Genomic DNA, 15,628 nt, shown 5'->3' with positions numbered 1-15,628 from the left:
GCGAGCGCTCCCCCGGCCTGGAGCCAGGCAGCCCAGCCCGGCCGATAGTCGGCCAACACCGGGATCTTGAACCCGCCGTACCCGTACAGCAGCGTCGGGCGTGGGCCCGCGCGGCCGTCCTTCGGCACGGCCAGGAAGTACGGCACCAGCGTCCCGTCGGCGCTGCGGGCGCGCCGCCGCTGCGGGGTGTAGGCCGGTTCGGCCGGCTCACCGCCGGCGGGGAGCAACTCCAGTCGCTCCACGACCACGTCCTCCCCCGGCGTCTGCGGCAGGATCAGCCGGAACGAGGTCGACGGCGTGCTCAGGGTGCTCAGCGCGGCGAACGCCTCCGTCCGGCCCGGCCGGCCGTCCAGGCCCACCAGGGCACCGCTCGGCACATCGACCTCGACGCCGCCGGAGCCGTCCCGGTGGACATAGAGGACCGCCGCCGACGCGTCGTCGAGGTAGTCCAAGAGCAAGCCCGCACCGGCGGCGACCGCCCCCGCGAGGGTGGCGCGCGTCTCGGGGACGACCTCGGCGAACTGGACGTCTCCGCGGGCCGCCCACCCGAGGTCGACGCTCACGACGCGCCCCATCGGCGCGTCGGCGTCGGTCAGCAGCGTCAGAGTGCCGTCGTCGAGTCGAATCGGATCGTAGGTCGCCTCGGCGACATCGACGACCTTGATCGGCTCGCCCCACGTCGTGCGGTCTCCCGCCGTGACCAACGGGTAGACCCACACCCGATTGACCCGTTCGGTGCCGGTCACGATGCTGACGATCAGGTGAGTGCCATCGGCGCTCACCTGGCCGTGAGCCATCGCCTGTGGCTCCTCGGGGAAGCTCAGGAACGCCTCGTCGCTGCCGTCCTCGCGCCTGACCATCAGCCGGGCCGAACCCAGTCCCGTGGTGTCGGTGCCGCGGACCTGCGCGCCATGGTCGAACGTCGTGTAGAGCAGGGAGCGCCCGTCGGGAAGCCAGGTCGGGGCCGTGAACTTTGCGGTGATCGGCGTCCCGATCTCTTGCCCGGTCGTCAGGTCCCGCACGTGGATGCTCTGCCAGTCCGAACCGGCGTCGTTGCGCGCGTACGCCAGCCGCGCGCCATCGCGAGAGAGGGCCAGCCCCGAGACAGACGCGGTTCCGGCGGTGTCCCACGCCTGGGGATCCAGCAGGACTTCCCCGCCCGCGAGAAGGTCCTCCAAGGTGTCGGCCCGGTACCAGATCGGCTGAGGCTGGGTGCCGTCGTTGCGGGAGATCAGGTAGTGCCCCTCCCGCCACACGGGCATGCCGGCTCGCGGACGGGTCGTCTGGGCCGTGAGAGCCGCGTCGAACCACGGTCGGCTCTTCACACCGCCGAGGGTGTCCTCGGTGAGGCGTTGCTGCCGGGCCGCCCAGGCCACCACTTCGGGATCATCGGGATCCTCCAGCCAGCGATAGTGGTCGGCCACCTCGACACCGTGCAGCACCTCCACGCTGTCATCGCGGCGGGTGTCGGGGTAGGACGGCCGGGTCCCCCCAACGTCGGGAGCGGTCAGGTCCATGGGACGCCTTCCTTCCCACGCGGATGCTCAGCTGCAGGCGCGCGTCATCGTTTCGCCAGTACTCGACACGGCGCGGTGTGAACTCAGGGAGCGTCGGCCGACACCGAACGGCCGGCGAGGAAACCGAGCTCGATGGCCACCGGGACGTCCTTGTGGCCAGCGACCCACGGCAGGCTACGTAGGGCTTCGAGGTCACCGGCAAACGCGGTGGTCCGTCCCTGCGCCATCACCGACCAGCCGGTCGACGTGGACAGTTCGAGGTCATCAACCTCGAACGCCACGTCAACCGGCTCCGTCAGCTCGCCGAGAATCGTGCCCTCGGCGATGGTGAAGACGACCGCATTCCCGATCAGGGTGTAGCTGACCGGCAGGACCTGCAGCCCACGCGAGGACGCCCACGCGACGCGTCCGATGCTGCCCTCGCCCAGCAGGCGCAGACACTCGTCGGCGTCGATCGTCACGAAGTAGCCAGGAATCACGTGGGGAAGCTTACAGTTCCCCCAGCCGCCAGTCGCGCACCTCAGGCATGTCCTCCAGGTGCTCACGGATGTAGTCGTGGTGACGCTGCAGTTGAGCCTCGCACCACAGTTTGAGGTCCTCGGCCCCCTTGGGCAGCGACTTGGCGTTGTTGATGGCGTCGATCACCAGGTGGTAGCGCGACGCGCGGTTGCGCACCACCATGTCGAACGGCGTCGTGGTCGTGCCCTGCTCGATGAAGCCGCGGACGCGGAACCGGTCGGCGTCGGGACGACCGTGCATGAGCTGGTGGATGCCACCCGGGTAGCCGTGGAACGCGAACACCACGTCCTTGGTGTCGGTGAACAGCTCCCGGAAGTACGTCTCGCTCATGCCGTGCGGGTGATCCTTGGGGCGCCGCAGCGTCATCAGGTCCACCACGTTCACCACGCGGGTGCGCATCGCCGGCAGCTTCGCCTTGAGGATCTCGGCGGCCGCGACCGTCTCCATCGTCATGACGTCGCCCGCGCAGGCCAGCACGATGTCCGGGTCGCCGGGGCCGAAACCCTCCTCGTTGCCCGCCCACTCCCAGATGGACGCGCCGCGGGTGCAGTGCTCGATCGCCTCCTCCATCGTCAGCCACTGTGGCTGCGGCTGCTTGTCCTGCACGATGAGGTTGACGTAATCGGTGGAGCGGAAGCAGTGGTCGGCCACCGAGAGCAGCGTGTTGGCGTCCGGCGGCAGGTAGACCCGAGCCACCTTCGAGCCCATGTTGAGCAGCAACTGCAGCATGCCGGGGCCCTGATGGCTGAAGCCGTTGTGATCGTTGCGCCACGCGGTCGAGCTGAGCAGGATGTTGAGGCTGGGGATGGACGCCCGCCAGGGAAGCTCATCGGCCTCCTGGAGCCACTTGCCGTGCTGGATGGTCTGCGACGCCGACACCATGGCGAAGGCCTCGTAGGTGGCGAACAGCCCATGCCGTCCGGTGAGGTTGTAGGCCTCCAGCCACCCGTGACAGTTGTGCTCGCTGAGCACCTCCATCACGCGCCCGTCGCGGCTGAGCTTCTCATCGTCGGAGGTGACCGCCTCCATCCACGCACGATCGGAGGCGCCGAACACCGCCCCGAGACGGTTGGAGTTGGTCTCGTCAGGGCAGTACAGCCGGAAGGACTCCGGGTTGCGCCGGTAGATCTCCTCCATCAGCTCGCCGAGCTTGCGGGTGGACTCCAGCCGTTCGGCGGCCCGCTCCTGGACGGGAACGGCCATGTCGCGGAAGTCCGGCAGGTCCAGGGGCGTCATGAGGCGTCCCCCGTTGGCGAACGGCGTCCCCGACATGGTCAGGTCCACCTCCACCGGGTTCGCCGAACGCACCAGTTCGCTCGGAGCTCCCGCGGAGTCGAACAGTTCCTCGGGCCGGTAGGAACGCAGCCACTGCTCCAGCAGTGCGAGATGCTCCGGGTTGGACTTGATCCCCGACAGCGGCACCTGGTGCGCCCGCCACGTGCCCTCCATGAGCGTGCCGTCCACCTCATGGGGACCGGTCCAGCCCTTCGGAGAACGCAGGATGATCATCGGCCAGTGGGGGCGCTTGCCATCCCATTCCCCGCCGCGCGCGGCCTCCTGGATGGCGGTGATCTTCGCGTAGGCCTGCGCCAGGGCATCGGCGAAGCGGTAGTGCATGCCGGGGGTGTCATGCCCCTCCACCTCGATGACCTCGTAGCCGTGACCCTCGAAGAGCTCGCGCACCTCCTCCCGCGGCTTACGGGAGAGCACGGTCGGGGCGGCGATCTTGCCGCCGTTGAGGTGGAGCACGGGCAAGACGGCACCGTCGCGCTCGGGGTTCACGAAGGAGATGCCCTTCCAGGAACCCTCCAGCGGACCGGTTTCAGCCTCCCCGTCGCCGACGACGGCCACGGTGAGCAGATCGGGGTTGTCGAAGACGGACCCGAAGGCGTGGATCAGCGCATACCCCAGCTCGCCACCCTCATGGATCGACCCGGGGGTCGTCACCGAGGCATGCGAGGGGATGCCGCCGGGGGCGGAGAACTGACGAAACAGGCGCAAGATGCCCGGCTCGTCCTGCGTGACCTGAGGGAACGCGTCGGTGTAGGTGCCCTCAAGATAGGACGCGCCGACGATCGCGGGCCCACCGTGCCCGGGGCCGGTGACGTACAGGGTCTTCTGCCCGGTCCGCTTGATGAGCCGTGACAGGTGCGCCCACACGAACGCCAGGCCCGGGCTGGTGCCCCAGTGGCCCAGCAGGCGGGGCTTGATGTGCTCGGCGCGCAGCGGCTCGCGCAGCAGCGGGTTGGCCATGAGGTAGATCTGGCCGACCGTGAGGTAGTTGTTGGCCCGCCACCACGCGTCAATGGCGGCGAGTTCTGATTCGTCAAGGCTGGGTAGCTGGACTGCCATGGCCCTGACCCTACCGGGAGCGCTGTCGTCGATGCCGCTCGGGAACCTGGGTTGGTAGCGGTTGTCGGCAAAGGGGAAAGCGCTCGCCGCCGCTCAGTGTCCGCCCAGCAGCGCGGCGATGCCCAGCAGGGTCCCCACCGAGGCGATGGTGGACCAGAACACGGCATCGCGGGCCACCAGTTCACTTTGGTGATACCGCGTCGCGATGACGTGCACGTTCTGGGCCGCCGGCAGTGCACCCAGCACCACGACCGCATACAGTTCCGGGCCACTGAGCCCGAACGCGGTGCCGATCCCCCAGGCGACCAGCGGATGCCCGAGTGTCTTTAAAGCGACGACCGTCCACGTCTGCGCCTGGTGTTCGCCCCGTCCGGGCAGCGGATCCAGCCGCAGCGACACGCCGAAGGCCAGCAGCATGAGCGGGACGGAGATGTCGCCGATCATGTCCACCGGCCGCATCACCCAGTCGGGCAGTTGGACGCCGGCGAGATTGCACGCCAGCCCGAGCAGGATGCCGATCGTGATCGGGTTGCGAAACGGCAACACCAGATAGCGTCCAACCGAGAGCTTCGTGCCCGAGGCCCTGGCTGCCTGGCTGTCGAGGATCGCCAGGCAGACCGGCATCAAGAAGGCGACCTGCATCAGCAGGATCGGGGCCATCCAGGTGGCGTCTCCCAGCAGGGCGATCGCCACCGGGAGGCCGAAGTTGGCGGCATTGGTGTAGGCCGACGCCATGAAGGTGATGACGCCGTCGCCCACACCACCGCGGAACACGAACCGCGCTAGGACGATCGCCACACCGCCGGTCACCACGATCGCGAGCGCGCTCACGATGACCGTCGCGGAGAACAGGTGGTCCAAGGAGGCGCGCGACACCATGGCGAACAGCAGAGCGGGCGAGCCGACCGAGAAGGCCAGCATGGACATCAGGCGCCGTCCCGGGGTGTTGACCATGCCGAGGTGGGCGATGAGCCAGCCGACCCCGATCACGATCCAGATCGTCGAGATGCCCCCTAGCGCGCCTGCCACGTCGCGAGCCTAACCCGCCTGCACCCCTACCAGACCGCCGGTTGCCAGCCGGACGCCCACGGTTGCCACGGCCGCGGTCGCCCGAAAGCGTCCCAGGGGGCGTCCCCCGAACGCGGCCCAGCACACCGCTTCGGCTGCCTTAGGATGACGCGGTGAACCCGGGCAAGCAACGCAATCACGTCATCGACGTGGCGCGCGCCCTGTCGGTCATCGTCGTGGTGGTCTTCCACACCCTGCTGTATCGGATTCGCGTCGTGGACGGCGAGGTCAACCTCATCCCGTGGGCGGCACCCTCCTGGCTGTACCCGCTGACGTGGGTGCTGATGATCATGCCGCTGTTCTTCGTGGCGGGCGGGTTCGCCAACGCGCTCACCGTGGATCGCATGCACCGGCAGGGCACCGGCTTGGGGCACTACCTGGCGGGTCGCGGACATCGGCTCGTCGGTCCGCTGTCCGTGTTCGTGACGTTCTGCGCCCTGGTGTCGACGGCGGCCGCCTGGCTGGGCTGGCTCGGTCCGGCCACCGAACTCAGCAGGCAACTCATGCAGTTGCTGTGGTTCATCACCGTCTACCTGGTGATCGTGGCGGCGGCGCCGGTGCTGGTCCGCCTTCACGATGCCTTCGGGGTATGGCCGATGATCGCCCTCGCCATGGTGGCTGCGGCCGTCGACGCCTGGTCGTTCCAGGTAGGCCGGCCCGAGATCCGCAACCTCAACATGATCGTCGTGTGGCCGCTGGTGCACCAGTTCGGCATCGCCTACCAGCGCGGCTGGTGGCGTGCGGGAGCGCGATGGGCCGCCCCCGCGGCGATCGCCCTCGGCACCGCTGGGGTGCTGCTTCTCGTCTTCGTGGCCGGATATCCGCCCACCTCGGTCGGGTTTGCCGACATCCCGTTCGCCAACCTGCAGCCGCCCACACTCGCGATGGCGTCCCTGGCTTTGGCGCAATGCGGTCTGCTCGCGCTCGTGGAGCGTTCAGGCTGGCTGGCTCGGCTCTCCCCGAAGGCCGAGCGGCTCATCGGCATCCTCAATGCCGTCATGGTGAGCGTCTACCTGTGGCACATCCCCTGCATCGCCGTGGCCGGGGTGGGCTTGCTCCTGCTGTCCGCGCTCGCCCCCGCGCTGGCACCCATCCTGCTCTCACCGCCCCTGCTCGCGATCTCCGCCCTCGCGGTGGTCGCGGCCGTCGTCCCGCTGCTGGGCCGCCTCGAACTGCGCATGATCCCCCCGCTGGGACCCTCCCAGGACACTGCGGGGGCGATCATGGCCTACGGCACCTTGGTTCTGGGCACATTGCTGGTCTGGCAGTATGGCACCGTGCTCCACCCGACCAGGGTGGGGTCGTCGCTGGGGGTGATCCTCATCTGGCTCGGGTCCTGGCTGATGGGACACGCCGCCGATCGCACCCAAGCCGCGCACCGCACGGGCCGGAACCCCTTCCGCGTCCGCGACGAAGGAGACGAGCGCACATGAACCCGATGACGTGGGATGCCCCCTACCTCGTGGTGGTCGGCGCCCTCTTCGTCATCGTGATGTTCCGGGCCAACGGCACCTATTGGGTCGGCCGCCTCCTGCAACGAGGCGCGCTCCACACCCGCCTCGCCCGCGTGATGACGACGCCCGGGTACGCGCGTGCGGTGGACAAACTGACCTCCTGGGGGCCGCCGCTGGTGACCGTGTCCTTCCTCACCATCGGCTTCCAGACCCTCGTTAACCTCGCCTCCGGCGCCACCGCCATGCCCCTGCGCCGTTACCTCCCGGCCGTCTCTCTGGGCTGCATCCTGTGGGCCTTCATCTATGGAACCGTCGGGTTCGCGGGCTTCGAGGCGCTGGCGCTGTTGTGGGAACGCAACCCCGTGGCGGCAGTCTCCCTGGGCGTCCTCGCCGCTCTCGGGCTTGCCACCTTCATCGCCTGGCGCGTCCGAGTCGCCCGTCGTACGCCCGCATCCGCCCCGGACGAGGCCACCCCCGTCCAGCAGGCCGAGGGACCGGCGTCCCAGTGATGAGGTGAGGCGTCTCGCCAGGGGCACCCGGTCAGAACAGCCGTGACCGGCGGCGCCGTTCCTCCGCCTCCGGCTCAGCCTCGTTCTCCGCCGCCTGCTCCGGCACATGCGTCGGATCCAGGACGCGCTGCAGGAAGGCGCGGGTGCGTTCATGCTGCGGGTTCCCGATCACCTGATCGGGGTGTCCTTCCTCCACGATGACGCCGTCGTCCATGAAGATGACCCGATCGGCGACCTCGCGCGCGAAGGCCATCTCATGGGTAACGACCATCATCGTCATACCCTCCTGGGCCAGGTTGCGCATGACGCCCAGGACGTCGCCGACCAGTTCAGGATCCAGCGCCGAGGTGGGCTCATCGAACAACACCATCTCCACGTCCATGGCGAGGGCGCGTGCGATGGCGACCCGCTGCTGCTGGCCCCCCGACAACTGTGCCGGGTAGGCGTCGCCCCGGTCTCCCAGACCCACCTGCTCCAGGTAGCCGCGAGCGATCTTCTCCGCCTTGGCCTTGTCGATCTTCTTCACCACGGTCTGGCCGATGGTGCAGTTGTCCAGCACGGTCAGGTGCGGGAACAGATTGAACTGCTGGAACACCATGCCCATCTGACTGCGGATGGCGTCGACGTCGGCGTCGGGGTCGGTGATCTCCTCGTTCATGATGAAGATCCGCCCGCCGGTGGGCGTCTCCAGCAGGTTGACACAGCGCAGCAGCGTCGACTTGCCCGATCCTGAGGGGCCGATGACGCACACCACCTCACCTTGATGCACGGTGAGGCTGATGCCCTTGAGTACCTCGCGTTCCCCGAAGCTCTTGTGCAGGTCGTAGACCTGGATCTCGTCCTCGCGTCGCCCGGTCGGGATCCGGGATGCCGTGCTCGTCTGGGTCATCTCAGCGCGCCTTCTTCTGCTTGGCTTCCATCCACCGCACCAGGAACGTCAGCGGCAGGGTGATCAGCAGATAGCAGAACCCGGCCACGACCAGCGGGGTCAGGTTGCCGTTGCTGTTGGACAGGTCGCGGCCGAACTTGGTCAGTTCGAAGGCCGCGGTGGTCAGCCCGAGCACGTACACCAACGACGAATCCTTGGTGAGCAGGATCAGTTCGTTGGTCAGCGGCGGGGTGATGATGCGGAACGCCTGCGGCAAGACGATGCGGAACATTGACGTGCCGGACGGCATCCCGAGACTGCGGGCGGCCTCGACCTGCCCCTTCGGCACCGCTTGGATGCCGGCCCGAATCGTCTCCGCCATGTAGGCGCCTGAGACCATGCCGAGCGCGGCCCACACGGTGCCGTACGGGTCGAACGGGAATCGCAGCCCGGGGAACGCGATGGGCAGCAGCCCGAAGGCGAGAAGGACGATGATCGCCGGGACGCCGCGGAAGAACTCGATGTAGATGCCGGCGATCCACCGGTACGGCGCGACCTGGGAGAGCCGCATCAAAGCGAGCACGGTGCCCAGCAGCAGGCCGACGACGAACGCCCCCGCCGTGTAGATGATGGTGTTGAGCAGATGCCGCGGGATGCCCAGCAGCGTCTCTCCCACGAGGTCCGGGCGCAGGAACACGGATTGGACCTGGCGGGCGTCCATCGTGACCACGAGCCAGAGGATCACGGCGACCAGGACGGCGTACTGCGCCAGACGGACCATCCTGGCCCGCTTGCGCGGCGACATCCGGCGTCGCGCGGGAGTGGCGGTTTGCGTGCTCATCGACTACCTCACTGCCTGGAAGGGGTGGGTGCCGGGGACTCGCCCCGGCACCCGGGGGCCTCACGCGGTGGGCGCGTCCACCCCGAACCACTTCTTGTAGATGGTGTTGAAGCTCCCGTCGGCCTTGGACTCCTTCAGGACCTCGTTGATGGCCGTCAAGAGCGCAGGATTGTCCTTGGAGACGTTGAACCCGTAGTGCTCGTTGGTGTCGATCTCCTCAACGACCTTGGTGGTCGGGTTCTCGCGTGCGAAGTCCAGCAGGACGCCGTTGTCGTTCAGCGAACCGTCCACGGTACCGGCGAGCACAGCGTTCGAGCCGGTCGGCATGTCGTCGAACACCTTGGTGCTGAAGCCGAACTCGCCGGCGTGCTCCTCGGCGTAGGTCTGCCCCGAGGTGTCCGTCTGCACTGCCAGGACCTTGTCTTTCATATCGGCCAGGCTCGTCACCGAAGAGTCCGCCTTGACCAGCAGCGCCTGCTTGGAGGCGAAGTACGGGTCGGAGAACGGAGCGGCCTGTTCCCGCTCGGGGGTGATGGTGATCGCTGCGGCGCCCACATCGCACTTCTTGGCCGTGAAGACCGCCCCGGAGGTGATCTGCCCGAACTCGATGTCGATGACCTGCTGGGTGACGCCCAGCTTCTTGGCGACCAGGTCCATGACGTCGACGTCGAAGCCCACGATCGTGCCGCCCTCGGTGAACTGGAACGGCTTGTACGACAGGTGCGTGCACACGGTCAGGTTGCCCGGGCTCACCAGCGAGACGCCGCCGGCGGCCGTGCTGCTCGACGTGCTGGCCGCGCCAGAGTTGTTGGCACACGCGCTCAGGGCGAGCGCCGAGGCGGCGACCAGCGCGACGGCGACATAGGGCTTCTTCATGGGTTCCTCCCAGGGACGACGATGGGGAATCTTCTCATCTCCCCAGGCTCGGTGCCCTACGCTAGCGCCGCGGCGTCACCAACGTGTTACAACCGCGTCCGACCGCTCGCCATCCTGCGAGCGCTCCTCGCCCACATGCTGGACCGTTCGTACATGGGGCGGGCACCAACGGGGCCGGTCCGGAGCCGTGCCAGGGTGGACGTATGGAATCGACCACCGCGCTGCCCGACACCGCTCCCCTGCTCGCCCTCGCCCGTGACATCGCTGTGGCCTGCGGCCGTCTGATCCACGCCGAGCGCCCCGAGCACCTGGGGGTCGCCGCGACGAAAAGCTCCCCCGTCGACGTGGTGACCGTGATGGACCGGCGCTCAGAAGAACTGGCCAGTTCGTTGGTGCGGGCGGCTCGCCCGGACGATGGGCTGCTGGGCGAGGAAGGAGCCTACAACGAGGGGACCACGGGCATCTCCTGGCTGATCGATCCCATCGACGGCACCGTGAACTATCTCTACGGTGTCCCGGAGTACAGCGTGAGCGTGGCTGCCGTCCTGGGCGACCCACGCGGAGCGTTCCGTCCCATCGCTGGCTGTGTCTACCAGCCCGATCACGATGAGCTGTTCTTCGCGACCGCCGACGGCCCGGCCGTCGGGGTACTCGCCGGACACGAGCACGTCCTGCGCGCCGAGCCCGCCGCCGACCTGGGGCAGACCCTGGTCGCGACCGGATTCAGCTATCGCGCGGAGGTCCGCGCCGAGCAGGCGGAGATCCTGACCCGGGTCCTCCCCGCGGTGCGTGACATCCGCCGTCACGGTTCGGCCGCCCTGGAGTTGTGCTCGGTCGCGCTGGGACGCCACGACGCCTACTACGAGCGCGGCCTCAACCCGTGGGACATGGCGGCCGGCTGGCTGATCGCCGACCGGGCCGGAGTGACGGTTCGGGGCCGAGACGGTGCGCTACCGGGGAAGGATCTGCTGCTCGCCGGACGCCCGGAGATTCTCGATGCACTGGAGCGGCTCATCGGCTGAGGCCGTCACAGGCGCTGCCCGCGGACCGCCTCGCGCGTCTGGCTCAGGAGCGCGTCGAGGTCGCTACCACGGCGCTGGGCCGTGAGGACGAACAGGAAGTCGACCACGGCGAGTTGCGCCATCCTGCTCGCCAGCGCCGCGACCCGCAACTCATCCTCGCGGGCGCTGATGGCCAGCACGACGTCGGCGGCTCGCCCGATCGGCGACTCGGGATCTCCGGTGACGGCGACGAGCAGCGAGCCGTGCTGCCGAGCCAACTCCATGCCGCGGTGCACTTCCGCGGTACGCCCCGAGAAGGAGAAGGCGATCACGACGGAGGCGGGGTCGGCGAGGGCTGCGAGGGAAAGCTGCATGTGGGTGTCGGTGGAGAACACGCTGACCAGGCCGATGCGCTGCAGCTTCTGGTTCAGGTCGCTGGCGGCCAGCGCGCTGGCTCCCACCCCGAGCAGCAAGGTCGGCCTGCCCTCCGCGATGGCGTCGGCGACCTGCACCAGCCCGTCCACGTCGATGAGGCGCCCGGTCTGTTCGAGGGTGCGCGCCTCATGGAAGGCCAGCTTGCCGATGACCTCACCGGGCTCGTCGCGCCCGTCGATGCGACCGTGGGAGAGCCCGGACTGCTCCCTCTCCAGGGTGCGTCGGGTGAGTTCCTGGGTGAGCGAGACGCGCAGATCGGGAAAGCCGGTGAACCCCAGGGAATGAGCGAGGCGGACGACGCTCGCCTGACTGACGGCCGCCTCGGCCGCCAACGATGCGACGGTGGCCGAACTGGCGGCCTCGGGATCGGCCAGGATGGCCGCCGCGACTGCCTGCTCGGCGGGTCGCAGGTGTTCCTTGGTGGCGCTGATCCGGCCCAGGATGTCCATCGTCGTCTCCTCCTCGGGTACCCCCAGTGTGGCCCGAAGTCGATCGTGTTACAACGCTTCACGAATCAGGTTTAGTGTGTAATGATGCTTCGCATGATCGACGCAGGCATCACCGCCCCCACGACGGAAGCGCGCAATCCCGACTCGGCCGACCTCGACGCCCTCACCCCCCTCGCCCTGGTCACCCTCATGAACACCGAAGATCACGCGGTCGCGGACGCGGTCGCCGCGACACTCCCCGCGATCGCCGAGATCGTCACCGTGGCCACGCAACGACTCGGCCGCGGCGGTCGGCTGCTCTACTGCGGAGCCGGAACCAGCGGCCGGCTCGGCGTCCTCGACGCGGCCGAGTGCCCGCCCACCTTCGGCACCAGCCCCGGTCAGGTCGTCGGCGTGCTCGCAGGCGGCAACACCGCCATGTTCGAGGCGGTCGAGGGAGCCGAAGACTCTGCCGAACTCGGCGTCGCCGACCTCCTCGCCCTCGGTGTCAACGCCGACGATGTCGTGATCGGCATCGCCGCCTCCGGACGCACGCCCTACGTGATCGGAGCGCTCGACCACGCACGCAGCGTCGGTGCCGCCACCGCAGCGCTGTCCTGCAACCCGCACGCCGCGATCAGTGACCACGCCGACGTGGCGATCGAGGTCGACAACGGCCCCGAAGTCCTCACCGGCTCGACCCGGCTCAAGGCGGGCACGAGCCAGAAGATGGTGCTCAACATGATCTCCACCGCCACGATGGTCGGCCTGGGCAAAGTCTTCGGCAACCTCATGGTCGACGTGGCCCCCACCAACGTGAAACTCCGCGACCGCGCCCAGCGCATCGTGATGGCCGCCACCGGCTGCACCCGCGAGGCGGCCGCGGACGCCCTCGCCGCCGCCGACAACCACGCCAAGACCGCCATCGTCATGATCCTGTGCGGCGTCGACGCCGCCCAGGCCGGCCAGCGCCTGACCGACCACCACGGATTCGTCCGCGGGGCCGTCGGCCGCCCCTGAAGCACCTCACCGTCCACCGAGATAAGAACCCGAAGGAGATCGCCATGGACTACAACGCCCTCAGCCGTGACATTTTGTCCGCGGCCGGGGGGAACGACAACATCGAGTCGTTCACCCACTGCATGACCCGGCTCCGGCTGAATGTGGCCGACCCCGATGCCGTCGATGTCGACCGCATCAAGCAGCTCGACGGCGTCTTGGGGGTGGTGCCCGGGCCGCAGGTCCAGATCGTGGTGGGCCCCGGACATGCCGACCGCCTCGACCAGGCGTTCGCGGCCGTCAGCAACGCAGCACACGTCAGCTACGACGAAGACAACGAGGAGGAGCCCGACGCCGTCGCGTCGCTCTTGGGCGGCGGTGATCGTGTCCGCGACGTGGCCACCGAGACCCGCGCCAAGGTCAAGGCCCGGCAGAACACGGGGGTGCACGCCGTGTTCCGGCACATCGGGAACATCTTCATCCCCATCATCCCGGGCTTCGTGGCGGGCGGCATCATCGCCTCCATCGCGAACTTCTGGAAGCTCGCCGACCCCACCATCGTCAAGAACCCGTGGTTCCTCGCCTTCGCCGCACTGGGCGCCATCGTCACCGGCGCCCTGAACTTCATCGTGGGCCACAACACCGCCAAGGAGTTCGGTGGAACCCCGGTCCTGGGCTTCATCGCAGGCGGTGTCCCCTACATGACGGCCCTGGCCGGCATCGCGGCGGTGAAGGGCGCTGATGGATCCATCACCACCGCCGCTCAGCCTCTCGTCCTCCCGCTGTTCGGACAGCTCAGCCCAGGGCTCGGCGGCGTGATCGGCGTCATGGTGACGGCCTGGGCGTTCACCATGATCGAGAAGCAACTGCGCAAGGTCATCCCGGCGTCCTTCGAACTGTTCGTCATCCCGGCCCTCACCGTGATGCTGGGCGCGGTCGCCGCGGTCATCATCATCATGCCGCTGTCCGCCCTCCTCATGCAGGGGCTCACCTGGCTGCTGGTCGACTTCGGGCTCAAGCAGGGTGGCGTCATCGGCGGCTTCCTGATGTCCAGCCTGTTCCTGCCCATGGTGATGCTGGGTGTCCATCAGGGGCTCACGCCGCTCCACGCCCAGCTCATCGCCGATCACGGCTACACCGAACTGCTCCCGATCCTGGCCATGGCCGGCGGCGGACAAGACGGTATGGCGATCGCCGTGTGGCTCAAGACCAAGAGCAAGAAGCTGCGCACCATCATCAAGAGCGCCCTCCCGCTGGGTCTACTCGGGATCGGCGAGCCGCTCATCTACGGCGTCTCGCTGCCGCTGATCTACCCGTTCATCACCGCCTGCCTCGGGGCAGGTTTCGGCGGCGCCTTCATCGCCTGGGGGATGCAGCAAGGAGGCAGCTTCGGCGCCCAGTCGCTGGGCCTGTCAGGGCTGTTCATGACCGGCGTCATCACCCCCGGGCACTGGTTCTGGTACCTGGGCGGCCTCGGGATCGCCATCGTCATGGGATTCGTGCTCACCTACTTCTTCGGCTTCAAGGAGAAGATGGTCGAGCGTCTCGGCTGAGTCCCGGCTACGGGGGTGGGTCGCTCAGGCGGCCCACCCCACCCGCTCCTCACGTCCGCGGAAGGAACCCCGATGCTGTTCTCGCTCTACCCCACTGACCCGCCCGAGGTGCGCGACGCCGTCGTGGCCGCCGCTCGCGATCACTCCCGCGAACACGCCCTGTTCACCTCGCTCCACATCCCTGAGGCGACGCGGCTCAGCGCCTTCCTCGACGAACTGCGCGCGTTGCACGCCCGCGAGGGTCTCACCTTCTGCGCAGACATCTCTCCGCTCACCCTGCAGCGTTTGGGCCTGGACCTCGACGACATCGGACAACTCCACGAAGCCGGGGTGCGCTGGGTGCGGATCGACTTCGGCTTCGACACCGACCAGATCGCGCGCATCGCTGCCCGAGGTGGATTCCGGGTCGCGCTCAATGCGTCCACCGTCACCGACGCCGACCTCGACGCGCTCGCCGGCATCGATCTCGTGGGCTGGCACAACTACTACCCGCGACCCGAGACCGGGCTCACCGTCGAGTTCGTGCACGCCCAGAACGCCCTGTTCGAGGCGCGCGGACTCGATGTGTTCGTCTTCTTGCCGGGTGAACGGACCTTCCGCGCGCCCTTGCACCTGGGGCTGCCGATGCTGGAGGAACACCGTCACCGCAACGCCTACGTGACGTACCTTCACCTCGCGCACGCCTTCCCGACCGCACAACGCGTCTTCGCCGAGGGCGTGCCGCATCCCCAGCACCTGGCCTGGATCGAGCACTTCGAGAGGACCGGGGAGATGACCGTCCCCCTCACCGGGCTCTCCCCCTCCGCCGCCCCGTTGCTGGAGCAATCCTGGACGGTTCGCATCGAACAAACCGGCCTGTCCGAACGGCTCGAAGGAACCCGCGGGCTGACGCCTCCGCCCGCATGGGTCAACGCCGATACCCGCGAGCGCGGAAGCGTCCAGATGGATCTGGACGCCTACGGCAGGTACGCCGGTGAAGTCCACCTCATGCTGCGCAACGCACCTTTGGACCCACGACAGGCGCGCATCGCCGACATCGCAGCCCCCTACCGAGGCCTGGTCGATCGGCTGCGGCTCACCCGTCAGGTGCGCTTCCTCGCCACGAACTGATCCCAGCCCGGACGCCTAGACTCGGGGCATCGCCGACTGACCACGTCGGCACAGCGAACCGAAGGAGCGTCATGGCCGACGTATCGATACGGAACAAC

Annotated in this window: 14 protein-coding genes; 6 read left to right on the top strand and 8 right to left on the bottom strand. The window is 68.3% G+C overall.

Annotation, left to right across the window (positions count from 1 at the left end):
- The 4 genes from V7E09_RS10105 to V7E09_RS10090 form a co-directional block, all read right to left on the bottom strand.
- On the bottom strand, window positions 1-1,517 hold a 1,517-nt coding region (locus V7E09_RS10105), incomplete at its 3' end, for a S9 family peptidase (RefSeq protein ID WP_324523335.1).
- 83 nt (window positions 1,518-1,600) lie between these two features.
- The gene (locus tag V7E09_RS10100; protein ID WP_324511424.1) at window positions 1,601-1,996 is read right to left on the bottom strand and encodes a pyridoxamine 5'-phosphate oxidase family protein; all 396 of its coding nucleotides are present in this window, start codon (window positions 1,994-1,996) and stop codon (window positions 1,601-1,603) included.
- Between the two features lie 10 nt (window positions 1,997-2,006).
- On the bottom strand, window positions 2,007-4,388 hold the full coding sequence (locus V7E09_RS10095; protein WP_324511425.1) for a phosphoketolase family protein: 2,382 nt from the start codon (window positions 4,386-4,388) through the stop codon (window positions 2,007-2,009).
- A gap of 93 nt (window positions 4,389-4,481) precedes the next feature.
- Entirely contained in the window at window positions 4,482-5,417 is a 936-nt protein-coding gene (locus V7E09_RS10090; protein ID WP_324511426.1) for an AEC family transporter, read from the bottom strand.
- Window positions 5,418-5,569: 152 nt separating this feature from the next.
- On the opposite strand from V7E09_RS10090, the gene V7E09_RS10085 reads away from it, so the two are divergent.
- Both V7E09_RS10085 and V7E09_RS10080 read left to right on the top strand, forming a co-directional pair.
- Window positions 5,570-6,889, top strand: a complete 1,320-nt coding sequence (locus tag V7E09_RS10085) for an acyltransferase (RefSeq protein ID WP_324523334.1) — start codon at window positions 5,570-5,572, stop codon at window positions 6,887-6,889.
- Window positions 6,886-7,419, top strand: coding sequence for a DedA family protein (locus tag V7E09_RS10080; RefSeq protein WP_324511428.1), 534 nt, complete (start codon window positions 6,886-6,888; stop codon window positions 7,417-7,419). Before V7E09_RS10085 ends, V7E09_RS10080 begins: the two co-directional genes overlap by 4 nt.
- Before the next feature lie 31 nt (window positions 7,420-7,450).
- Here the strand turns inward: V7E09_RS10080 and V7E09_RS10075 are convergent, their stop codons facing one another.
- Genes V7E09_RS10075 through V7E09_RS10065 form a run of 3 tightly spaced genes read right to left on the bottom strand, consistent with a single transcriptional unit; the run spans window position 7,451 to window position 10,004 of the window.
- On the bottom strand, window positions 7,451-8,308 hold the full coding sequence (locus V7E09_RS10075) for an amino acid ABC transporter ATP-binding protein (protein ID WP_324511429.1): 858 nt from the start codon (window positions 8,306-8,308) through the stop codon (window positions 7,451-7,453).
- A 1-nt stretch (window position 8,309) separates the two neighbouring features.
- On the bottom strand, window positions 8,310-9,128 hold the full coding sequence (locus V7E09_RS10070; RefSeq protein ID WP_324511430.1) for an amino acid ABC transporter permease: 819 nt from the start codon (window positions 9,126-9,128) through the stop codon (window positions 8,310-8,312).
- 60 nt (window positions 9,129-9,188) lie between these two features.
- Entirely contained in the window at window positions 9,189-10,004 is an 816-nt protein-coding gene (locus tag V7E09_RS10065) for an ABC transporter substrate-binding protein (RefSeq protein WP_324511431.1), read from the bottom strand.
- A 203-nt stretch (window positions 10,005-10,207) separates the two neighbouring features.
- On the opposite strand from V7E09_RS10065, the gene V7E09_RS10060 reads away from it, so the two are divergent.
- On the top strand, window positions 10,208-11,026 hold the full coding sequence (locus V7E09_RS10060) for an inositol monophosphatase family protein (protein ID WP_324511432.1): 819 nt from the start codon (window positions 10,208-10,210) through the stop codon (window positions 11,024-11,026).
- A 5-nt stretch (window positions 11,027-11,031) separates the two neighbouring features.
- Here the strand turns inward: V7E09_RS10060 and V7E09_RS10055 are convergent, their stop codons facing one another.
- Window positions 11,032-11,889, bottom strand: coding sequence for a MurR/RpiR family transcriptional regulator (locus tag V7E09_RS10055; protein ID WP_324511433.1), 858 nt, complete (start codon window positions 11,887-11,889; stop codon window positions 11,032-11,034).
- Between the two features lie 96 nt (window positions 11,890-11,985).
- Here V7E09_RS10055 and murQ point away from each other — a divergent pair, with 96 nt between their 5' ends.
- The 3 genes from murQ to V7E09_RS10040 all read left to right on the top strand — a co-directional run bounded on the left by murQ (window position 11,986) and on the right by V7E09_RS10040 (window position 15,530).
- Window positions 11,986-12,888, top strand: a complete 903-nt coding sequence (murQ, locus tag V7E09_RS10050) for an N-acetylmuramic acid 6-phosphate etherase (RefSeq protein ID WP_442956870.1) — start codon at window positions 11,986-11,988, stop codon at window positions 12,886-12,888.
- Between the two features lie 44 nt (window positions 12,889-12,932).
- A complete protein-coding gene (locus V7E09_RS10045) occupies window positions 12,933-14,420 on the top strand; it encodes a PTS transporter subunit EIIC (protein ID WP_324511435.1) in 1,488 nt (495 codons plus the stop codon).
- Between the two features lie 72 nt (window positions 14,421-14,492).
- Entirely contained in the window at window positions 14,493-15,530 is a 1,038-nt protein-coding gene (locus tag V7E09_RS10040; protein WP_324523333.1) for a MupG family TIM beta-alpha barrel fold protein, read from the top strand.
- Window positions 15,531-15,628 lie beyond the last annotated feature (98 nt).

Source organism: Propioniciclava sp. (genome assembly GCF_036744435.1).
GTDB lineage: Bacteria > Actinomycetota > Actinomycetes > Propionibacteriales > Propionibacteriaceae > Propioniciclava.
The sequence above is the reverse complement of the archived record's forward strand: the minus strand, read 5'-3'. Positions and strand labels throughout refer to the sequence as shown.

Bases quoted from the DNA above. Each gene is read 5' to 3' on its own strand.
- V7E09_RS10095 (WP_324511425.1), bottom strand. From the start codon at position 4,388: ATGGCAGTCCAGCTACCCAGCCTTGACGAATCAGAACTCGCCGCCATT.
- V7E09_RS10080 (WP_324511428.1), top strand. From the start codon at position 6,886: ATGAACCCGATGACGTGGGATGCCCCCTACCTCGTGGTGGTCGGCGCC.
- V7E09_RS10075 (WP_324511429.1), bottom strand. From the start codon at position 8,308: ATGACCCAGACGAGCACGGCATCCCGGATCCCGACCGGGCGACGCGAG.
- V7E09_RS10070 (WP_324511430.1), bottom strand. From the start codon at position 9,128: ATGAGCACGCAAACCGCCACTCCCGCGCGACGCCGGATGTCGCCGCGC.
- V7E09_RS10065 (WP_324511431.1), bottom strand. From the start codon at position 10,004: ATGAAGAAGCCCTATGTCGCCGTCGCGCTGGTCGCCGCCTCGGCGCTC.
- V7E09_RS10060 (WP_324511432.1), top strand. From the start codon at position 10,208: ATGGAATCGACCACCGCGCTGCCCGACACCGCTCCCCTGCTCGCCCTC.
- V7E09_RS10055 (WP_324511433.1), bottom strand. From the start codon at position 11,889: ATGGACATCCTGGGCCGGATCAGCGCCACCAAGGAACACCTGCGACCC.
- V7E09_RS10045 (WP_324511435.1), top strand. From the start codon at position 12,933: ATGGACTACAACGCCCTCAGCCGTGACATTTTGTCCGCGGCCGGGGGG.
- V7E09_RS10040 (WP_324523333.1), top strand. From the start codon at position 14,493: ATGCTGTTCTCGCTCTACCCCACTGACCCGCCCGAGGTGCGCGACGCC.